Source organism: Sulfuricaulis sp. (genome assembly GCF_041499725.1).
Taxonomy (GTDB): domain Bacteria; phylum Pseudomonadota; class Gammaproteobacteria; order Acidiferrobacterales; family Sulfurifustaceae; genus Sulfuricaulis.
Genome location: NZ_JBGQKW010000004.1, coordinates 24,981 through 38,308, shown reverse-complemented (window position 1 = coordinate 38,308; position 13,328 = coordinate 24,981). Strand labels below are relative to the sequence as shown.

Annotated in this window: 13 protein-coding genes; 3 read left to right on the top strand and 10 right to left on the bottom strand. The window is 60.8% G+C overall.

Features of this window, described 5'->3' with window-relative positions:
- Positions 1 to 16 precede the first annotated feature (16 nt).
- From ACC569_RS01540 to ACC569_RS01530, 3 genes are all read right to left on the bottom strand, one after another.
- The gene (locus tag ACC569_RS01540; RefSeq protein WP_372521729.1) at positions 17 to 505 is read right to left on the bottom strand and encodes an SRPBCC family protein; all 489 of its coding nucleotides are present in this window, start codon (positions 503 to 505) and stop codon (positions 17 to 19) included.
- Complete coding sequence (locus ACC569_RS01535) at positions 486 to 839, bottom strand: ArsR/SmtB family transcription factor (protein ID WP_372521728.1); 354 nt, start codon at positions 837 to 839, stop codon at positions 486 to 488. The genes ACC569_RS01540 and ACC569_RS01535 overlap by 20 nt, the downstream gene beginning before the upstream one ends.
- 222 nt (positions 840 to 1,061) lie before the next feature.
- Positions 1,062 to 2,096, bottom strand: a complete 1,035-nt coding sequence (locus ACC569_RS01530; protein WP_372521727.1) for a hypothetical protein — start codon at positions 2,094 to 2,096, stop codon at positions 1,062 to 1,064.
- A 156-nt stretch (positions 2,097 to 2,252) separates the two neighbouring features.
- Here ACC569_RS01530 and ACC569_RS01525 point away from each other — a divergent pair, with 156 nt between their 5' ends.
- Complete coding sequence (locus ACC569_RS01525; RefSeq protein WP_372521726.1) at positions 2,253 to 3,185, top strand: prenyltransferase; 933 nt, start codon at positions 2,253 to 2,255, stop codon at positions 3,183 to 3,185.
- Between the two features lie 210 nt (positions 3,186 to 3,395).
- Here ACC569_RS01525 and ACC569_RS01520 read toward each other — a convergent pair whose 3' ends face one another.
- The gene (locus ACC569_RS01520) at positions 3,396 to 4,259 is read right to left on the bottom strand and encodes a LysR family transcriptional regulator (protein ID WP_372521725.1); all 864 of its coding nucleotides are present in this window, start codon (positions 4,257 to 4,259) and stop codon (positions 3,396 to 3,398) included.
- Between the two features lie 120 nt (positions 4,260 to 4,379).
- On the opposite strand from ACC569_RS01520, the gene ACC569_RS01515 reads away from it, so the two are divergent.
- Positions 4,380 to 4,733: a TusE/DsrC/DsvC family sulfur relay protein gene (locus ACC569_RS01515; protein ID WP_372521724.1), complete on the top strand. Its 354-nt coding sequence runs from the start codon at positions 4,380 to 4,382 to the stop codon at positions 4,731 to 4,733.
- Positions 4,734 to 4,845: 112 nt separating this feature from the next.
- Here ACC569_RS01515 and ACC569_RS01510 read toward each other — a convergent pair whose 3' ends face one another.
- Both ACC569_RS01510 and ACC569_RS01505 read right to left on the bottom strand, forming a co-directional pair.
- Entirely contained in the window at positions 4,846 to 5,709 is an 864-nt protein-coding gene (locus ACC569_RS01510; protein ID WP_372521723.1) for a class I SAM-dependent methyltransferase, read from the bottom strand.
- Positions 5,710 to 5,848: 139 nt separating this feature from the next.
- Positions 5,849 to 6,283: a GFA family protein gene (locus tag ACC569_RS01505; RefSeq protein ID WP_372521722.1), complete on the bottom strand. Its 435-nt coding sequence runs from the start codon at positions 6,281 to 6,283 to the stop codon at positions 5,849 to 5,851.
- A gap of 200 nt (positions 6,284 to 6,483) precedes the next feature.
- On the opposite strand from ACC569_RS01505, the gene ACC569_RS01500 reads away from it, so the two are divergent.
- Positions 6,484 to 7,197, top strand: coding sequence for a winged helix-turn-helix transcriptional regulator (locus ACC569_RS01500; RefSeq protein WP_372521721.1), 714 nt, complete (start codon positions 6,484 to 6,486; stop codon positions 7,195 to 7,197).
- 118 nt (positions 7,198 to 7,315) lie between these two features.
- Here the strand turns inward: ACC569_RS01500 and ACC569_RS01495 are convergent, their stop codons facing one another.
- The 4 genes from ACC569_RS01495 to ACC569_RS01480 all read right to left on the bottom strand — a co-directional run bounded on the left by ACC569_RS01495 (position 7,316) and on the right by ACC569_RS01480 (position 13,328).
- On the bottom strand, positions 7,316 to 9,298 hold the full coding sequence (locus tag ACC569_RS01495; protein ID WP_372521720.1) for an IPT/TIG domain-containing protein: 1,983 nt from the start codon (positions 9,296 to 9,298) through the stop codon (positions 7,316 to 7,318).
- A 122-nt stretch (positions 9,299 to 9,420) separates the two neighbouring features.
- The gene (locus tag ACC569_RS01490) at positions 9,421 to 9,621 is read right to left on the bottom strand and encodes a hypothetical protein (protein ID WP_372521719.1); all 201 of its coding nucleotides are present in this window, start codon (positions 9,619 to 9,621) and stop codon (positions 9,421 to 9,423) included.
- 44 nt (positions 9,622 to 9,665) lie between these two features.
- Positions 9,666 to 10,685 carry a DUF1566 domain-containing protein gene (locus ACC569_RS01485; RefSeq protein ID WP_372521718.1) on the bottom strand — a complete coding sequence of 340 codons (1,020 nt, stop codon included), beginning with the start codon at positions 10,683 to 10,685 and terminating at the stop codon, positions 9,666 to 9,668.
- 315 nt (positions 10,686 to 11,000) lie between these two features.
- Complete coding sequence (locus tag ACC569_RS01480) at positions 11,001 to 13,328, bottom strand: putative bifunctional diguanylate cyclase/phosphodiesterase (protein WP_372521717.1); 2,328 nt, start codon at positions 13,326 to 13,328, stop codon at positions 11,001 to 11,003.

Here is a 13,328-nt window from a genome sequence, read left to right as displayed (position 1 = left end):
GATCTCCCATTGGGGTTTAACGAATTTTCGGCAGATACTCCCCGAGGCGTTCAAGAGTCTGCTTGCCGCCTTCGATGGCGCCGTATTCCTTGACCACAAAGTCGCGGTCCGCCGCCGAGGGGAAGATCGCGTGCATGGTCACCTTGGTCTTGTCGCCCAGCGCCTCGAAGGTCCATGTCGCCACGAAATGCACGCCGCGACCGCCCTTCTTGCCACCGCCATGGGAATAAACGATGCGCTCGGGCTTCACGACCTCTTTGAAAACGCTGCTGTTGGGATAGTCGGTGCCGTCGGGCCCGTGCATGACATGCTTCCACACGCCGCCCGGCCGCACGTCCATCTTTTCAATGGTGGTCGTGAAACCTCTCGGCCCCCACCAGTTCACCACGTGCTTGGGATCGGTCCATGCTTCCCACACCAGCTCGCGCGGCGCATCGAAGACGCGCGTGATGACGATTTCGCGATCCGCTGTTTCCTCGATAGAACTATTTCTTTTTGCGTCCATGTTTCTTCTCCTTGCTTTGCAGTTTTTTCAGGTAGTCGTCCAGGCGATCGAGGCTCTGCTCCCAGAAGCGCCGGTAGTGCTCCACCCAGTCGGACACTTCCCGCAGCGGCGTCGCTTCGAGCCGGCAGGGTCGCCACTGCGCGTCGCGGCCGCGCCGGATCAGGCCGGCGCGCTCCAGCACATTGAGGTGTTTGGTCACGGCGGGAAGACTCATCTCGAACGGCTCGGCGAGTTCCGTGACCGATACCTCGCCCGAGGCCAGGCGTGCCAGGATTGCGCGGCGTGTCGGATCGGCGAGGGCGGCGAAGGTGGCATTTAAGCGATCGGATGACATTGGGTAACTTGTTTCCGTATTTAACTTAATGGTTAAATACACCTCGGCGGAAACTTTGTCAAGAAGCCAAACGAAGTCTCTGTCGTCACATTGAAATTCCGTTAGGGACGAAATTTGTGTGGGATTGTGTGAGGCGGCGCGGGGCGTGAGGCCAAATAAAAAGCCCGGCTTGGCCGGGCCTTGGGTGTTTAGCAGCTCGATGAGATGCGTGGGTGCTGAAAATCAAATCACGCCGGCTCCTTTAACCAGCAGGTCGCTGCGCGGGAATCGTGTCAGGACCACCACCCGCGGCGGCCGGCCGCCGATCGTGACCTCCGAGAACGCCAGCTCGTCGGCCGGTTGGTCGGGCGATTCGACCTTGATGTTCATGCGATTGATGCGCAGCCGGACGGTCGCGCGCTTCACGTAGCGTTCGGGGTCGGCGAGCACCGCGCTGATGCCGGCGATATAGTCGTCGAGCACCGTGGTCTCGCCGTGACTCAGGGCGAGCGCCTCCTGCTCGTGCATGAGACGGGTGCGAAGCGCGGCGATCTCGTCGTCAAGCCCCGCGTTCGATTCGTAATACAGCGAGTCCATCGCAAGCCGCTTCTGCATCAGGCCGCGCAGTCGCAGCTCCAGAAATTGCTTCTCGTGCTCGCGGCCGTGCGCGCTGCCCTGGTGCTCGACGATCCGCTCGAGTGCCTCGCCGATCAGGAACCCGAAGCCGCGCTGCTCGATGTTCTGGCGCAGCTGCTGCTCGTTGTCGCAGGCGCCGAACAGCCGGTAGTCGGAGAAGCTGATCACGATCTGCGACACCTCGCGCTGCATTACCTCGCCGCTCATCGCCACGCCGAAGGCGCGCCGCTCGTGGCGAGTCACGCCCAGCCCGATGTAGGCCTCATCCGCCAGCGGATGGTCGTGGAAGTACGCGCGCACTCCGGGGTCGTCGCTGAAGAACCGCTGCAGATCCGCGGCGGTCGCAAACAGGGTGCGCACCAGCGAGTCGACGGCCCAGCGGCGGGCGCTGAAATCGACCGGCGCCGCCAGCCATTGGCCGCAGTCGATGAAGTAGGCGATGGTCCGCTCGACCGCCGGCGTCAGTTTGCGGACGTAGTCGAGGACCGCATGCAAGCGCGGATCGACGCCGTCGACCACCTGCTCGATCGCCCGACGCAGCAGCGCCGGATCGCAACGTGGCGCGGTGGCGGATTGACCGCTACCGGCCAGCCGCGCCAGCCAGGCGCGCGCCTTGGCGGCGAATGTCGGATGCGGGTTCATGCTGGAGCCGCTCCCGGCTTTCCCATTCGATACCTCCTTCAGGCATTATGTGCCTATCTGGGTATGCGTAAAATCAGGCACACCTCACTCTGAACCCGTTATTGTGCCTGAGAAGCGCGTAATTTCCGGATAGGCACGAAAACAGAGACCTGAACGATGCAACCAGCCGAACCCACTTTAGCGGCCCTGCCCAATCCGGTGCAACGCTACTTCCTGGCAACCCGTCCGGCGTTTCTGAGTGTCACATTGTTCGGCTCACTGATCGGCCTTGGAACCGCACAGGCCAGCGGCGTTCAGATTGCCTGGCCGACGGCGTTCGTGACCATGGTCTTCGCCCTGCTGGCACACGCGGGGGTGAACGTCCTGAATGACTATTACGACGCTTTGAATGGCACGGATGAAATTAATACCGAACGTGTGTTTCCATACACCGGCGGCAGCCGTTTCATCCAGAACGGCGTACTCACGCTGGAGCAGACCGCGCGCTTCGGGGTGACATTGTTCGCGGCAGTCATGATCGCCGGAGCTTGGCTGACGGCGGCTTCTGGAAGCGGACTGCTTGTCATCGGCGTGGCGGGGCTCGTGATCGGCTGGGGCTACTCGGCCTCGCCGCTCAAGCTCAACAGCCGCGGAGCAGGGGAGCTTTGTGTCATGGTCGGGTTCGCCCTGATCGTGATGGGCACCGATTATGTGCAGCGACATGCGTTCGCACTGGCGCCGGTATTCGCTTCCGTATCGTACGCGTTGCTCGTTACCAACATTCTCTATATCAATCAGTTTCCCGACCGCAAGGCCGATGCCGCCGCCGACAAACGCCATTGGGTGGTGCGCCTTGCGCCGGAACAGGCGCGTTGGGGCTACGTCATGCTCGCGGTGGTCGCCAACGCCTGGTTGATCGGCGCGGTGTTCACCGGCGCGCTACCAAAGCTGGCACTGATTGCACTCGTCGCCGCGATACCCAGTGCTCAAGCCGCGGTAGATTTGTTCCGCTACGCGGCCCAGCCGCGCGCGCTCACGGCGGCGATTCGCTGTACCATCGCGGCGGCATTGCTGCACAGCCTGTTGCTTTCGGTCGCGTTGTTTTTTTAGAGGAGTTCGGGGTCGGAGTGAGCTAACCCGCGGGTTGATAGCGGGTGCCTGGCGCGACACCGCTGTGGCAACCGTATTAGTGATATCGGCAGGATAGTAAATTCAACGCCCCTTCCTGCTTCTATCCGACCATCAACCGGTTGCGGGTCAACGCGACGGAGGAACGGCCGGGGTCATGCGTGATCTGGCCTCGATTTTCCTGACTATCAATCACCCGCTCGCGGCGCGCTCGCGTTCCTGTCCCGCCAATTCGCGCAGCCCTTGCAGCGCTTGTTCCAGCACTGGGCTGTCGGTGGTTCGCGGGAAAACCACGTAAGCGGGAAGAACGTACTCAGGCGAGCCCGCGACACGAAACAAACGGCCAGCGGCGATAAAGGACGCGGCCATGCGCGCGGGCAGAAAACAACTCCCGCCGTTGGTGAGCACGAGCTGAATGCCGAGCCAGCCGATGTCGACGAGCTGCGCCGGCCCTTCGATATCGGGATAGCTCTGCGCATGCTGCGCATAAAAGCCCGGCCCCCATTCGACATAGATGTAGTCCTCGCCCGGGCCTTTGTCGTCCGGGCGCGAGCTGACCAGCACCAGGGTTTCGTCGAACAGATGTTCGACGATCAGCCCGGGGCTGTGGCTCGGCGTGTACATCAGGCCGATGTCGAGCGAGCCTTCGATCAGCCGGCGCATGAGGTCTTCCTCGAAACCGATCTCGCTGCGGATCACGACATCGTTCGCGCGGCGTCGCATCCATCCGACCCACTGCGGCAGAAATCCCTCCCACAAGGCGATGCGTCCGCCGATGCGGAGGCTGGCGCGGTAGCGTTCCGGCAAGCCGGCGTCGTCGCGCGCCTGGTCGGCGGTCAGCACCAGCCGCTTGGCGTATTCGAAAAAGCGCCGGCCTGCGGGCGTCAGACTGGTACCGGCGCGGTTGCGGACGAACAGCCGGGTGCCGAGTTCGTCTTCCAGCCGCTGGATCCGCGCACTGACGGTTGATTGGGTCAGGTGCAGCTGCTTGGCCGCTTCGAGAAAACTCCCGTTCGCGGTGATGGCGAGAAAGGTCCGGGCCTGGTCTATGTCCATCGGGGAAAGCCTATATATCGAAGATATCGATATTATATAGAAAATAATATCGTTTGATCGTTACATAAACGAAACCTAATATTGAAACAGTTATAAGGCATTCCGGAGAGGAGACGCACCATGAACAACGCCCTGCACAAGCTTAGCCCCGAGTTTCAGATCGCACGCGACCCCGAGGGCTATCTGATCGACCCGGTGGATTGGGACGAATCCATCGCCTGCCAGCTGGCCACGGAAGAAGGCATCGAACTGGGCGAGGCCCACTGGCCGGTGCTGCGCTTCATGCGCGAGCGCTGGAACACCAACCGCATCGCGCCGGACGTGCGCCACGTGATGGAGTTCCTGGTGAGCCAGCATGGTTTCGACAAGAAGGGCGCGAAGACTTACCTCTACAAGCTGTTTCCCTACGGCTACGTGAAACAGGCCTGCAAGATCGCCGGCATGCAGCGCCCGCGCGTCTGGAGCACCGGCTGAGTGGATCAATTGGTCAGTGTGTGAATTCGAAAGCTAGCTTTGCTTTTACTCTGAACCCTTGATCCAGCGGGTGCGTTAGCGAGAACCGTGATCTGACTCCCGTTTTCTTTCGCTAGGGGTTCCGCGCCCGGATCGTCCACGAACTCGAATCCATGATGATCTCTCCGTTCTTCTCGAAGCGCGCGAGTTCCCGGCGCAGCGCCTCTTCGATCTCGCCGCGTTTGCGCTCGGCGAGTTCGCCGGCCTCGCGAAAGATCTCGCCGGCGGGCCCGAGAGCGAGCTGGAACTGCATCGCCTCCTCGGCGTTCTTGCCCACCATTACCGGCCCGTCCACGCGATCGAACCTGATATCCGTGTACCCCGCGACCTTGAGCTGGGCGGTGACGACGTCCTGGCTGGCCATGGAGAACGGGCCGGGCCCGCAGGTCTTGGCGTCTTCGCCCGGCGGCGGGAGAAAATTGAGCGCGATCTGCTTGGGGACGCCGAGCCAGGGATTGTCCTCGATGCGGCGCCATACGATGAACATCAGTTCGGCGCCGGGTTTCAACGCCTTGCGGACATTGCGCATGGCGACGACGGGACTCGCGAAGAACATCATGCCGAAGCGCGAAAAACACAGATCGTATTCCGGTTTAAAGGGATAGGTCTGGACATCGGCACACAGGAACTCAAGGTGTTTCAGGCCCGCGGCTTTCGCGTCCTCGCGGCCCTTTTGCAAAAAACTGTCGCAACAGTCCAGTCCCATGACGCTGCCGCGCGGTCCCACCTTGCGCGCCAACTGCAGCGCGGTATCGCCCCAGCCGCAACCGACGTCGAGCACGCGGGCGCCTGCGGGCAGTGCGATCTGCTTCAGCGCGACCTGGCTGTGAAAGCTCAGGCCTTCCATCAGGATTCTGCAAAAGCGGTTGAACTTCGGCGCGAGAATGTCGTTCCAGACAGAGATGTAATCGGTATTCGATTCGACGGTATCGAGCATGGTGTCTCCTTACTCTTGTTGACCGGGTAGAGCGTTGGGTGCGGCGCCGGGTAATCATTAAATCGCCGTCCCGGTCTCGACGGCGTGACGCTCCATCACCGGGCGCTTGCTGGGTATGAAGCTTGAAGAGCTGACAGTGTTACTCCGCGACGCTAACGCCCGAGCCACCCATTTCCTTCGGGAAGTCTTTCATCTTCGGCAGCCCGTCCTTGATACGCAGCTTCGTTTCCTGATAGTTGACATGGACGCCGGCATGGTACGGGAAATCCGGAATGACCGCGGCATACACGTCGGTGAGTCCCATGCCGGGATGCTCCGTGAAGAGGTGGCCGCCACATATCTTGCACCATTTGCGAAAACTGTGCGGCGTCTTGTTGTAGGTGCCGATCTTGTCGGCTCCGCGCGTAATCTTTACCGCGTCGGGTTTCCATAAAGTGAAGGCGTTAACGGGCCCTGCCGACCAGCTTCGGCACGAGTCGCAATGGCAATAGCCCATTCCGGCTGGCTCGCCGCTGACCGTGAACTGAACCGCGCCGCAAAAACAACTGCCTTTGTAGGCTTTCCCGCTATTCATAACGTACCTCCATCAATATCAGATACCGCTAATGTTCCATGCCTGCCGTCGCGTTGCGTAATGACCGGTGAATTCATGTTTATCTCCCAATGACTGTACGGGTATAAGTTTTCAATGCCCGTACAGGATGGTACGGTGGAGTGGTTTAAACAAGTACAACATCTGTACCGGGTCGCGAGACGAACAGGAAACTCATTTTCATGAAAGGTTACGGACAATTCTGCCCGGTGGCCAAGGCCGTCGAAGTCCTGGGTGAACGCTGGACGCTGCTGGTGGTGCGTGAACTGCTGTGCGGCAGCCGGCACTTCAACGACCTGCGGCGCGGCGTGCCGCTGATGTCGCCGACGCTCCTGTCGCTGCGCCTCAAGCAGCTCGAGCGCGCCGGCATCGTCGAGCATGAACCTGACCGGCGCAACAAACAGGGCGTGGCCTACCATCTCACCGCCGCCGGCCACGAACTGATGCCGGTGGTGATGATGCTCGGCAACTGGGGGCAGCGCTGGGCGCGCAGCGAACTCAAGCGCGAAGACCTCGATCCGGCTCTGCTGATGTGGGACATGCATCGGCGGCTCAACACCGAGAATCTGCCGGCGCAGCGCACGGTGTTGCAGTTTGAATTTCGTGACGTGCACACCGTGAAGCGCTTCTGGTGGCTGGTCATCCAGCGCGACGAGGTGGACGTGTGCCTGAAACGTCCGGGCTACGACGTGGACGTAACCATTACCACGCGGCTGAAGACATTAGCCGCCGTCTGGATCGGCGATATCAGCCTGCGCGATGCCGTCAAGCAAGAACTGATCGATGTGCAAGGACCGAGTCAACTCACGCGCCAGCTAGACTCGTGGCTGGCGCTGAGTCCCTTCGCCAAAATCCAACCGGCCGCCGCGCCACCCCAGGTCCGAGCCACGGGATAAGTGCAAGAAACCGTGGTCTGTCCCCTGTTGTTGTTACAGAAATCGCACTGCAAAAAATATAGTGCCTGGCCCCTTTAATTCACTTCGTTCATTTAATTCAGACAATAAATATAATGATTTAAGGTACCGGATATACTACGACTTCGTTTTTACCTGCAAGAAACAATGTTTTACCGTCTGGACTGATGATCATCTTCACATCTGTGCCCACATCAGACGAAAACGTGATTACAGCAATCTGCGGGAAATACCCGCCGACCAAGGGAGCGCTCAGATCGTAGGTACGCAAGGTGCTGCCCTCGGCTACATAAGCACGCGTTCCATTCGGTGACAGCACCACGGGCGGGTAGTAAGGAACCATATTGTTTGGCAGCGCACCGAGATAGGAATAGCTGCCGTCGTATACCAGTGTCCCGTTAAACACGATACGCGACCCGGTGCGATTCAGCACCGGCGTAGACAAAACTGGAAGCGACAGGCCGGTGAAGGTCGTCGTGCCCGACGACGCATTGTACTGATAGACCATCTGCCCCGCGTCGCTGCCGATTACCACGCGTGAACCGTCTCCGCTGACGGCTGAATCTCCGTGATACGTCGCGATTCCCAAATCGCTGAACGCAGGATTGCGCACGTTATAGCGGTACGCTTCAAGGCCAAAGTTGGCACTGACATCGAATACGACTGGAACATTGCCATCGTTTGCCGGCGACAGATTCTTTACATAGGCTCCAAGGCTGGGGTTAATGTTGTGGTTGGTCGTAATGCCAGAGCTAAAATTCGCTGCATCAATTTGTGTTATTCCGGTATCGGTCCCGGCAAGCCATTGCTTGCCGTCAATTGATAGCGTAATCGAAGTAAGATTCGGGATACTCTGGGCCGTGCCGACGCTCCATTGCGTCGTATACACGAAGTACATTATTTGATTGGACCACACCCCTGACGGAGAGTACGAAAACCCTACAACGACCGTCTTTCGTTCGGCATCATAACCCAAGCCAATGACTCGCCGCGTGATGGGTACCCCACCCGGCGGAATCGGTGGTAGGGGACCATAAGACAGGTTTCCCGATAAGCCCTGTGCATCCACCACCACCAAATCTGCACGAGACCGATTAATTCCCAGATTGTTCTGCAGTTGAACCGGATAGCTGCCAGCTGATAGCGCTAGGTGTGTCGCTCGAATTTCGGTATCGCTTATGACATTAAACGTCGTGGCGTTGGTTCCGCCAAACTTTACGTTCTGAACCGCAACTTGATTGAAGTTTTCACCGCGGATGATCACCTCTTCCGCGACACCGGAAGTAGCAATATAGGGCGCGACGTAATTGACCTGAGTCCGTGAAATCGTCAGGGTGACCGGTATTGAAACCGTCGAACCGGACGATGAGGTTATCGTGATCGAACCGGCATACGTTCCGTTAAACATCCCATCGAGTTGTGCCTGCACCAGCGATGCTGTTACTTGTATTGCGTTACCCGTATTGCCGCTCGCAGGCAAAACTGACAGCCAGGGGACATTGCTACCGGCATTCCAGTTGTTCTGATTCGGGTAACCGGTAACGGTGAACTGACGGCTTAAGTCGCCGGTGACCGGTGAGTTAACGATTGTGTAGTTCAGCGATGAGGGCGAGGCGGCAACGCCGGTGACTGTGTAGGTCACGCTGACGGTCTGTGGGCTACCCGCGAGTTGCCCGGAAGAACAATTGGGATCCGTCGTGCAGGCGTAAACAGTTACGGTACTTGTATGTACACCTGCGCCCAGGATATTGGCTGGTGCGGGATTGATAGTTCCCTGACCGGTTGTCGAGCTTGTGACCGTTATATTCGTTATTGAAGCAACGGCCGGACCGGTAGAAACGATCTTGATATAAAGCGTCCCGCTGGTAACTCCGGTGACAGTCGCGGTAATTATTTGCGACGCAGGAGTCGAACTCGTATTCGGAGCATTAAACGAAATGGCATTCGTGGATAAACTGAGACCATTAGTACTGCCGCCACTGCCGCCTCCCCCGCCGCCGCCTCCGCCGCCATTGCAGGCAGCGAGAATCAAACACGACGCAACGGATGCAAACCGGAGTAGTTGCAGGCTGAGAACGCGCATCGCCACCCCTCCTCGTTATTATTGAACGCGACGATTTCGCGCTATTGTCACTTACGGAATCGAGTTAAGTCACGCTCTCCCCGGGATATTGATATTTCTCAACACCTTAGCGAGGCGGTCCGCTAGACCCGCACCAGCTTCGTCCAGCCAAAACCGCGACGGTAGTCGAGCATCGAGACGACCTTCGGTTGCACGCGCACGAACGCCGTCTCCGCCAGGTCCTCCGCGCTGAGGCCCTTCATGTCCTTGAACTTGCGCGACAGCAGCGCGAGTGCGCGCTTGGTGTCGGCCGGGCGCTCGAGGACCTTCGCGGTGGCGCCCATGGAGAGCCCCGTGATCTTCTTCCAGTCGGCCGTATCCTTAACGTTTACCCTGGCGCCTCCTCGCACACGGCCCAGACGTGAAAGCGCGCCTGCTGCTTCTGCCCCACACCGACCGCGCCCTTGTCGAGATACAGCGCCCAGGCCCAGTCGGGTTCATAGAGACTGGTGGTCGAAGACCAATAGACGTCGCGCAGGTTTTTGAAAGTATGCGGTCGCGGCAGCGCCGGGCTGTGCATCGAGCAGTCGGTCAGCGATTCGAGCTCGGTGATGGTGGGCAATCTCCATGGCGCGGCCGGGGATTGCAGATTGAGCGCCCGCACCCGGTCCAGGGCTTCCTGCCAGGTAACCGCGCCGCCGAGTTCCGCGTCGGTGCGCCAATACAGTCCCGTGAGACGATCGTAAGTCGCCACGCCGCCCGGCTCGAAACGCGGCTCGGGCCACGCGACACCGAAACGGAATTCCCCGTCCTGGCCGGAGCCCGAACATTCCACCTCTCGCCCCAGTCCGTCGAAACATTGTCGCTGGCCGGTGACGGCCAACATCGTGGATGTTCCGCGCACCGGCCACAGCATGAACGACTGGTCCTTGCCGCCGTAGAACATGCGCCCGCCATCGATGTCCACGTACCAGGCATGGCCGGGACTGATGGCGGCCGTGGTCGAGCTCCAGTACCAGCCGGCAAAGACGTTGACGAAGGGATGGCCGGCGGGCAGCGCCGGGCGACGGGTCTGATGCGAGATCAGGCTGCGAAGCTCGCGCCGGTTGGGCAGGCGCCAGTCGGAAAAGCCGAACGACGTGCGCCGGTTGAACTCGGCAACGAAGTCCAAGGCCTCCTGCCAGCTTAAGGGAAACTCGGCCGGATTGGCGTCACGGGTCCACATCAATTCCGTCAACAGATCCTGCACCGTATCGCCGCTGGCTTCGAAGCGCGGCGCCGGCCAGCCGCGACCACGCCGGCCTTCGGCATCCTGGCCGCTGCCGGCGCAATCCATAACGCGGCCTTGCGCGTCATGGCAGGTTTCCTGTCCAGTCCACAGCGCCGGACAGAACACTTTGCGGCTCATGCACAGCCTCCTCGCGACGGCGGAAAACCGCGGTCAGGCAGATTAAGGCATCAGTGTAATTGAAATGGAGTGGTAACTTTACTTATCAACTCCTCTGACCACTTGATTCTCCGACGCCGACGGTCCTGCGCAAAACGAAGTGTGCGTTTCGAAGACCGGGTTGCTGATCCGAAACTGGCCCCGTGATTGAAGTGAAGTGAAAACTGAACAGGTGAATCAGCGGAAAACGTGGTCTGTCCCCTATTATTATTCCTGCTTCACGAACTCCACCGCTTTGGCTTCCATACCATTCTCAAGTGACAGTCGTGAGTGGCGTTACGCCTGCTTCCAGCGGCGAACGCTGAAACCCGTCAACCACGCTGGCAGTTCCTCCGCGGGCATGGGCTTGGCAATGCCGTAGCCCTGGGCGACGTCACATTCATTCGCGCGGAGCCAGGCCAGGTCGTCAGCCGTTTCCGCCCCCTCGCCGACGACGTGCAGGCCGAGCGCGTGACACAGCATGATCGTTGATTTGACGATGGCGGCGTTCTTGGGCGTTTCGGCCACGGCGCGGATGAAGCTGCCGTCGATCTTGAGTTCGTGCACCGGCAGCGTCTGGAGGTAGGCGAGCGAGGCGCGGCCGACGCCGTAATCGTCGATCGCGAGCTTCAGCCCCAGCTTCGCCAGTTCGTTGAGATGGGTCAGCGCCAGCTCCGGGTCTTCCATCAGTGCGCTCTCGGTGATCTCGACGCACAAGGCCTTGGCGGCGAGGCCGTGCTGCTCGACCAGTCGCCGCAGGTGGTCGATCAGTTTGGGATTCAGGATATCGAGCGCGGAAAGATTGACCGCGGGCACGAGGTGGATTCCGATCCGGCGCCAATGCGCGACCTGCGCGACCGCCGCTTCGAGCACCCAGGGCGTCAGCTCGCGGATGAATCCGGTTTGCTCCGCGAACGGAATGAAGTGATCCGGCAACACCAGGCCGCGCTGCGGGTGCTGCCAGCGCAGTAGCGCTTCGACCTCCGTGACATGCCCGCCGGCGAGGTCGAGCTTCGGCTGGTAGTAGAGCAGGAATTCCCCGCGCGCCATGGCCTCACGCATTTCCCAGATCAGCGACAGTTGTTCCGGCAAGGGTTCATCGCCCGCCTCGGCCGCGAAAGCGACGCCGCTGCGCTGGCGCTTGGCGGTATACATGGCGAGCTCGGCACGTCGGTGCAGCGTGACGGCGTCACGGCCGTCGTCGGGAAACAACGCAACCCCGAGACTGGCGTCGACGTCGAGCCGATGACCGTCTAGCGTGAACGGATGGCGCAAGTCCGCGATCAGCGATTCGGCAAAACCGCCGGCGGCCTCGCGGTCCGCCGCGCGCAACAGAAACACGAATTCATCGCCCCAGAAGCGGCTGACCAGGATAGCGGCGGACTGGAACAAACTCAGGCGCCGGCCGATCTCGCTCAGCAGTCGGTCGCCGACGGGATGCCCCAGGGCGCTGTTGATCGGCGCGAAGCGGTCGAGGTTCATGACTACCACCGCGCCGCGGCTCTCCGGCGGCAGGCTGTTGAACTCCTCGATGAAGCGCGTGCGGTTGGGCAGGCCGGTGAGGTTGTCTTCGTACGCGAGCTTCAGGATTTTCTGTTCGCGGTTGGCCACGCGTTCGCGCATGTGATCGAAGCTCGCCGCCAACTGGCCGATTTCATCGGACATCAGCCGCGGCACCGGCTCGGCATAGTCGCCGGCTTCGATGCGGCGCGCCGCGCCGGCGAGCACGTTCACCGGCCGCACAATGCGCCGCGCGAGCATGACGCTGCCGAAGGAGAAGACGATCACTCCGGCGAGCACGATGGTCCACAGGACGGTCTGCAGCGCCTGAAATGGCGCCTTGGCCTGCTCGACCGAGCGCTGCAGCGCCACGCTGGTATCTTTGCCCAGCGGCACGTACACGGTCCGGTAGTGCTCAGCGCCGATAGGCAACTCCCCGGGCATGCCGCCCACGACACCGGCCACGGCGGCCGGCAACACGGCGCGCTTCGACTGCTCCAGCGAAGAAGCGAGCACCGTCACGCCGGTTTGGTCGCGGCGTATCACGCTGACGGCCAGGCCGGTGATGCCGGAGAGATCTTGCGCCCAGCGGTCGTCGACCAGAAAACCCATCGCCACCCAGGCGATCCGCTGCGGCGCGAGGATCGGAACCATCACGACCTGATACATCCGTCCGTCCTGCATCTGGCGGTAGCCGTAACTCCTGCCCGCGGACTCGGCGTCGGACAATAGGTCCGGAAACGGAACGGCACGGTTCGCCGGGGCGATGTTCTGGGTGTCAGCGATCAAGTGTCCGTCCGGATGGATGACCATCATCACTTGCGCGCCGATGCGCAAACCGTGATTGCGGATGACGGACTGAATCGTGGGCCGGTCCTGGGTGGCGATGGCCTCGCGGAACGCGAAGTCCGCGGCCAGCACCGTGGCAGCAGTCTCCAGCTGGCGCCGGTTCTGTTCCATCAGCAGCGAGAACACCTGCGCGCCCGCCGCCAGCTCGCGCTCGATCTCGGCGCCGACGATGCGCGAATTGCTGTGGGTTACGAGCGCCAGCACCAGCGCCATCACCAGCAACAGCAGGCCGACGAAGACGATGACGATGCGGTGCTGGAGCGAACGGAAAATCAT

Coding starts and splice junctions, on each gene's coding strand:
- ACC569_RS01525 (WP_372521726.1), top strand. CDS start 2,253: ATGCAACCAGCCGAACCCACTTTAGCGGCCCTGCCCAATCCGGTGCAA.
- ACC569_RS01485 (WP_372521718.1), bottom strand. CDS start 10,685: ATGAGCCGCAAAGTGTTCTGTCCGGCGCTGTGGACTGGACAGGAAACC.
- ACC569_RS01495 (WP_372521720.1), bottom strand. CDS start 9,298: ATGCGCGTTCTCAGCCTGCAACTACTCCGGTTTGCATCCGTTGCGTCG.
- ACC569_RS01520 (WP_372521725.1), bottom strand. CDS start 4,259: ATGGACATAGACCAGGCCCGGACCTTTCTCGCCATCACCGCGAACGGG.
- ACC569_RS01535 (WP_372521728.1), bottom strand. CDS start 839: ATGTCATCCGATCGCTTAAATGCCACCTTCGCCGCCCTCGCCGATCCG.
- ACC569_RS01540 (WP_372521729.1), bottom strand. CDS start 505: ATGGACGCAAAAAGAAATAGTTCTATCGAGGAAACAGCGGATCGCGAA.
- ACC569_RS01530 (WP_372521727.1), bottom strand. CDS start 2,096: ATGAACCCGCATCCGACATTCGCCGCCAAGGCGCGCGCCTGGCTGGCG.
- ACC569_RS01510 (WP_372521723.1), bottom strand. CDS start 5,709: ATGCTCGATACCGTCGAATCGAATACCGATTACATCTCTGTCTGGAAC.
- ACC569_RS01505 (WP_372521722.1), bottom strand. CDS start 6,283: ATGAATAGCGGGAAAGCCTACAAAGGCAGTTGTTTTTGCGGCGCGGTT.
- ACC569_RS01490 (WP_372521719.1), bottom strand. CDS start 9,621: ATGGGCGCCACCGCGAAGGTCCTCGAGCGCCCGGCCGACACCAAGCGC.
- ACC569_RS01515 (WP_372521724.1), top strand. CDS start 4,380: ATGAACAACGCCCTGCACAAGCTTAGCCCCGAGTTTCAGATCGCACGC.
- ACC569_RS01500 (WP_372521721.1), top strand. CDS start 6,484: ATGAAAGGTTACGGACAATTCTGCCCGGTGGCCAAGGCCGTCGAAGTC.
- ACC569_RS01480 (WP_372521717.1), bottom strand. CDS start 13,328: ATGATTTTCCGTTCGCTCCAGCACCGCATCGTCATCGTCTTCGTCGGC.